Genomic DNA, 4,931 nt, shown 5'->3' with positions numbered 1-4,931 from the left:
GAAAGTTTAGAGGAATATGTCTTAGTGAATAGTAAACACCAACGAGTGGAAACTTTTCGACGCGGTGAACAGGGTTTATGGATTCTGCAAACCTATCAGCAAGAAAGTTTTAGTTTACAGAGTATTAATCTGACGGCATCTCTTCGGGATTTATACGAGGATATCACCCTAGAAACCTGACAGGGGGACAAGAAAGCTGAAATCCATATATCGTAAACTTTTCATGATTTTAGCTCGAAAAAGTTCGCCGCACCATCTCTCACTTATTAATAATGATTCCTAGTAAGCTCGCTCCTATCCCTAATTCTTTCGTTAGCTTTTTGCCTAGAATCGCTCGATCTATTTCTAGCGAGAGAAGCCAGAAGCCTTTGTTGGCAAATTTTCTAGCTCGCTTGTCCCCCTGTCAGAAAATCAACACCACTGACGGATCATCAGCAATCATCAAGTTAATCGCTTGCATCAACTCTGCTGATTTTGGATGTTTACAGCGATCTAAATCGTCAATAAATACATAAACTCGATCATTCCCAATATAGGCATCGACAATTTTAGCAAAATCTTCATGAAATTCTTCCTATCATCTAAACCCGATAGGTTTTGTCAGGTAGGGGATAGAAGATTTAACTATGTCTATAGAATTATTGGAGTTTAGTTTTACTAGGAATCAGAATTAATGACCAGTAGGTGACAGCCTCTGGATCGATTTCGGTAATCGGAATAATTTGCTGATTGGGTAAGGTTGCTCGTTCGATGTAGAGGGCGCGTTCTAATAATCCTAATTCCTCGAGAATATCACGAACTTTAGCGAAATGTCTGCCTAATTTAATAATCGCTGCTGCATCGATAAATGCTAGGCGATCCCGCAATATTTCCGCCTCTAAAGTAGCGGGCATGATACTAAATACGTCATTTCGATAAGTGATAGGTACACCCAGCATTGCTGCACTTGCCATCACTGAAGAAATACCCGGCACGACTTCAATGGAAAAGCGATCGCACAAGCGATTAAAGATATACATAAATGTGCCATACAACATCGGATCGCCCACACATAAAACTGCCACATCTCGGCCTAAGTTTAACTGTTCGGCGATATTTTCGGCGGCAATATCATAATGAGGTTGAGAACTGCGCTCGACACTAAAAGGTAAAGGCATGGGAATTTCTATCTGCTCGGGACGGATAAAATCCGACACAATTGCCCGTGCCAAAACTTTGCCACTTTCTAAGGTAGGATAGGCAATTACCGGAACAGTTGTGAGAATCCGGTGTGCTTTTAGCGTCAACAATTCGGGATCACCGGGACCGATTCCTAATCCATAAAGTTTGCCTAATTTATTCATAATTCGTTCTCTTTTGCTAAAGCATTGACTGCTGCTGCTGCGATTGCGCTGCCGCCTCTACGTCCGTGCAGGGTAATAAATGGCACGCCACGACTATTAGTTGCTAATTCTATTTTCGACTCTGCCGCTCCTACAAATCCCACGGGAAAGCCTAAAATCAAAGCTGGTTTAGCTACATTTTGATCGAGCAATTCTAGTAGGTGAAAAAGTGCGGTTGGTGCATTACCAATGGCTACCACTGCTCCAGCTAAATGAGGTTGCCAAAGTTCTAAAGCGGCAGCGGAGCGGGTATTATTAATTTGCCGTGCTAACTCGGTCACTTCTGGATAATTGAGGGTACAAATAATCGGATTATTTTTAGGTAAACGGGCTTTGGTAATGCCATTAGCGACCATTTGAGAATCACAGAGAATTGCTGCACCCCCAGCGAGAGCATTTCGTCCGATTTTAACCGCGTCTGGTGATGCTTCTAAATCTTCTGTTATGTCTGTCATCCCGCAGGAATGAATTAGACGAACTGCCACAGGGGCTAAATCATCGGGGAGATTTTCCCAGTTAGTTTCAGCCCGAATAATAGCAAAAGATTTGCGGTAAATTTCCTCACCATTCTTAATGTATTCCATTCTATTCATCTAAATTTTTTGATTTTTGGGAGCTTAAAATTTGGACTATGAGCGGGGGAATCTTGGTAAATTCTCCCTCAAATATGGGTGTTTCTAAGAACTTTTGACTATCACCCACATAGACTTGATAAGCTTCTAGTATTTGGCCATTTTCCTCGATGGTAGTTCCTAAAAGGGTAATTTCGGCAGGACCTGGTTGAGCGCAGGATTTAGCACAACCTGTCAAGTGAATATTAACAGGAGAATTGCAGGTTAAGTGTTTCTGCAAATAATCTGCCAGGAGAGAACCATGAATTTGAGTTGCAGTGGCCGCTGCCGCACAACCTGGTTTACCGCTACAGGCAACTATCCCCGCATCCCATCCGGGAGAAGCGGATAATCCTAGTGATGCCAGTTTTGGCAACAATTCTGACACTTTTTCATCGGGAATATCGGGTAATATAACAGTCTGCCAAGGGGTTAATCGTAACTGACCACTGCCAAAAGTTTCTGATAGTGCCGCTAATCCCCATAGTTGATTAGCCGTCAATTGTCCTAATCTTAATGATAGGCCAACATAAGACAATCTGGGTTGCTTTTGAGGATGAATTCCTAGATGAAAATAGGGTTGAGTAGAATGGGCAGCCTGCTGGTATTCTTGCCCTTGTATTATGCCGGTAGAAGTCCGATGTAATCGGGAGTTAACTTGTTCGAGATATTTTGTCAATCCCCAATCTTTGAGTAGGTGTTTCATCCGAGGTTTTTTCCCGTTGATATTAGGGGTTTGTTGAACATAATCGAGATAAACCTTTACTAGAGCTTTGACCACAGATAAACAGTTTTCTGGCTCAATTAATAAGTCCGTGTCATATAATTGTTTATCTCCTGCGAGTGCTAATCGAAAGCAAACAATAGAAGTTAAATTGTTCGGATTATTGAGGGCAATTGCTGATAGATGAATCTCGTTATAGCGGTGTTGCCAAGCCATAGTTGAACCAGTGCCAATTCCCACTGCACCACCGCCATCGATCCCGATACTAAATTTAGGACTTAGTTGGGCAATTGATGGATAATTTTGGATAAAATTATCTAATTCTTGGACTAATGGACGAGTATCGATCAATTCTTGGCAGTCAATTCCAGCCGTGGGACTGGACATGATATTCCGCAGATGATCGATACTGGGGTTATGGGCAGCTAACCCTAATTTTTGCAGGGTTTGAAATTCTTCTAAACTGGGGGATTTTTGCAGTCCGCGAATTTGCAGATTTGCCCGATTGGTAACTTGTACTGTACTCTGCCATTGTTCGAGCCAAGTGGCGATCGCTTTTCCCTGTGGAGAATTGAGCCATCCACCGGGGGTGCGGAGACGAATTAAAAACCCATCTTGGGCAGCAGTGCCATAAAATAAACCGGGACAAGCATTTGCTTTAACTAACCAATTCACCGTTGTTTGTTCTCCATGCGACGCAGAGAAGTAGTTAGAAAATTAGTTGTCTATACTACCAATCAAAAGCTTGTAATTGGTATTCTGACTCGCAAGGAAAAAGGGAAGATGTACTCTTTTTACTTTTTACTTGATTACAGCTGCGGCACAGTACCAGAATTGCACTGGACTTTCCCAAAGACAAGTTTAAGGATCATACCACGTTTTTGGTTGAAAATCAGTATCGTTAAGAATCGCTACATTTTCCCCCCTTTGTGCTAAGACAAATAAACCTTGACGATAAGCATATTTATCCGCTCCCTCTTCGATTTCAATGCCTGCTACTGCCCCATATAATTGTTTGTGGTTATATTCGGGAAAAAATTGCCTAAATTCTGTTAGATTCTTGATTAATTCTTTGACATCATCTACACTTAAACTACTTTTAACTTCCACTACCAGCACATGATTTTCATTAGTTACTAACACATCAATTTCTAGGGTTTTACCGTCGAGACGTTTTCTGACTCTTTGACTAACTTGATGTACGGGAATATCACGATTTAAAAATAAAGTCTCACAAGCGGGGGCTACCATATTTTCGACAAAACGACCCCATTTACCGCCAAGATTACCAATTTCTTGACTGACTCTGGTAATTTGGCGATCGGTTTCTTGAAAGCGTCGCTCGGTTTCTTGAAAGCGTCGCTCAGTTTCTTGAAAGCATCTTTCTGTCTCTTTTTGAGCTTCTACTAATTCGGCTAATAATCTCCAAACATCATCGGCGGTGGTGGTCATAATTTTTCCTCTAAATTAACTTGACAATAACCTGATTATATCTTGTTTTTAAAGCCCCTACCACGTTTTTGGTTGAAACTCAGTATCGTTAAGAATTGCTACATTTTCCCCCCTTTGTGCCAAGACAAATAAACCTTGACGATAGGCATATTTATCCGCTCCTTCTTCGATTTCAATGCCAGCTACTGCCCCATATAATTGTTTGTGGTTATATTCGGGAAAAAATTGCCTAAATTCTGTTAGATTCTTGATTAATTCTTTGACATCATCTACACTTAAACTACTTTTGACTTCCACTACTAGCACATGATTTTCATTAGTTACTAACACATCAATTTCTAGGGTTTTACCGTCAAGACGTTTTCTGACTCTTTGACTAACTTGATGTACGAGAATCTGACGATTTAAAAATAAAGTCTCACAAGCTGGGGCTACCATATTTTCGACAAAACGACCCCATTTACCCCCAAGATTACCAATTTCTTGACTGAGTCTGGTAATTTGGCGATCAGTTTTTAAAGATTGTTCTTTGAGAATCCGCTCGGTTTCTTTTTGAGCTTCTGCTAATTCGGCTAATAATTTCCAAACATCATCGGCGGTGGTGGTCATAATTTTTCATCTTAATTATACTTTAGACGTTCATAATCTGAGATTTATTAAACTTCTGAAATCGTAGAGTCAGCAAAGAATCCAGTTCTTTTTTATGTTTCAGATGGGCATCATTCAAACATTCATAAATGGCTGAAGAAAAGTCAGAAAAGT

General features: G+C 40.8%; 5 protein-coding genes, 3 pseudogenes and 1 riboswitch. Of the genes and pseudogenes, 1 reads left to right on the top strand and 7 read right to left on the bottom strand.

The window, feature by feature from the left end; genetic code table 11:
* A pseudogene (locus O9323_RS06190) lies at positions 1-180 on the top strand (Uma2 family endonuclease); the annotation flags it as partial.
* A 229-nt stretch (positions 181-409) separates the two neighbouring features.
* Here O9323_RS06190 and O9323_RS06185 read toward each other — a convergent pair.
* The 7 genes and pseudogenes from O9323_RS06185 to O9323_RS06155 form a co-directional block, all read right to left on the bottom strand.
* Positions 410-574, bottom strand: a pseudogene (locus O9323_RS06185) (P-loop NTPase fold protein); the annotation flags it as partial.
* A 64-nt stretch (positions 575-638) separates the two neighbouring features.
* Positions 639-1,343 carry a precorrin-2 C(20)-methyltransferase gene (gene cobI / locus O9323_RS06180; RefSeq protein ID WP_002755704.1) on the bottom strand — a complete coding sequence of 235 codons (705 nt, stop codon included), beginning with the start codon at positions 1,341-1,343 and terminating at the stop codon, positions 639-641.
* Positions 1,340-1,966, bottom strand: coding sequence for a precorrin-8X methylmutase (locus O9323_RS06175; RefSeq protein WP_193979544.1), 627 nt, complete (start codon positions 1,964-1,966; stop codon positions 1,340-1,342). The genes cobI and O9323_RS06175 overlap by 4 nt, the downstream gene beginning before the upstream one ends.
* Before the next feature lies 1 nt (position 1,967).
* Positions 1,968-3,392 (bottom strand): precorrin-3B synthase, encoded by a 1,425-nt coding sequence (cobG, locus tag O9323_RS06170; protein WP_002755711.1) that lies wholly within the window; start codon positions 3,390-3,392, stop codon positions 1,968-1,970.
* Positions 3,393-3,449: 57 nt separating this feature from the next.
* Positions 3,450-3,608: riboswitch (cobalamin riboswitch) on the bottom strand.
* Complete coding sequence (locus O9323_RS06165; RefSeq protein WP_288124834.1) at positions 3,579-4,169, bottom strand: DUF3782 domain-containing protein; 591 nt, start codon at positions 4,167-4,169, stop codon at positions 3,579-3,581. Its footprint overlaps the riboswitch before it by 30 nt.
* 57 nt (positions 4,170-4,226) lie before the next feature.
* Positions 4,227-4,778: an NERD domain-containing protein gene (locus O9323_RS06160; protein ID WP_288124833.1), complete on the bottom strand. Its 552-nt coding sequence runs from the start codon at positions 4,776-4,778 to the stop codon at positions 4,227-4,229.
* Positions 4,779-4,800: 22 nt separating this feature from the next.
* Positions 4,801-4,931: pseudogene (locus O9323_RS06155) on the bottom strand (IS630 family transposase); the annotation flags it as partial.

The sequence above is a fragment of the Microcystis sp. LE19-131.1A genome, assembly GCF_027532015.1.
In the GTDB taxonomy this organism is placed as follows: Bacteria; Cyanobacteriota; Cyanobacteriia; order Cyanobacteriales; family Microcystaceae; genus Microcystis; species Microcystis ichthyoblabe_A.
This window is presented reverse-complemented; position numbering and strand designations above follow the sequence as displayed.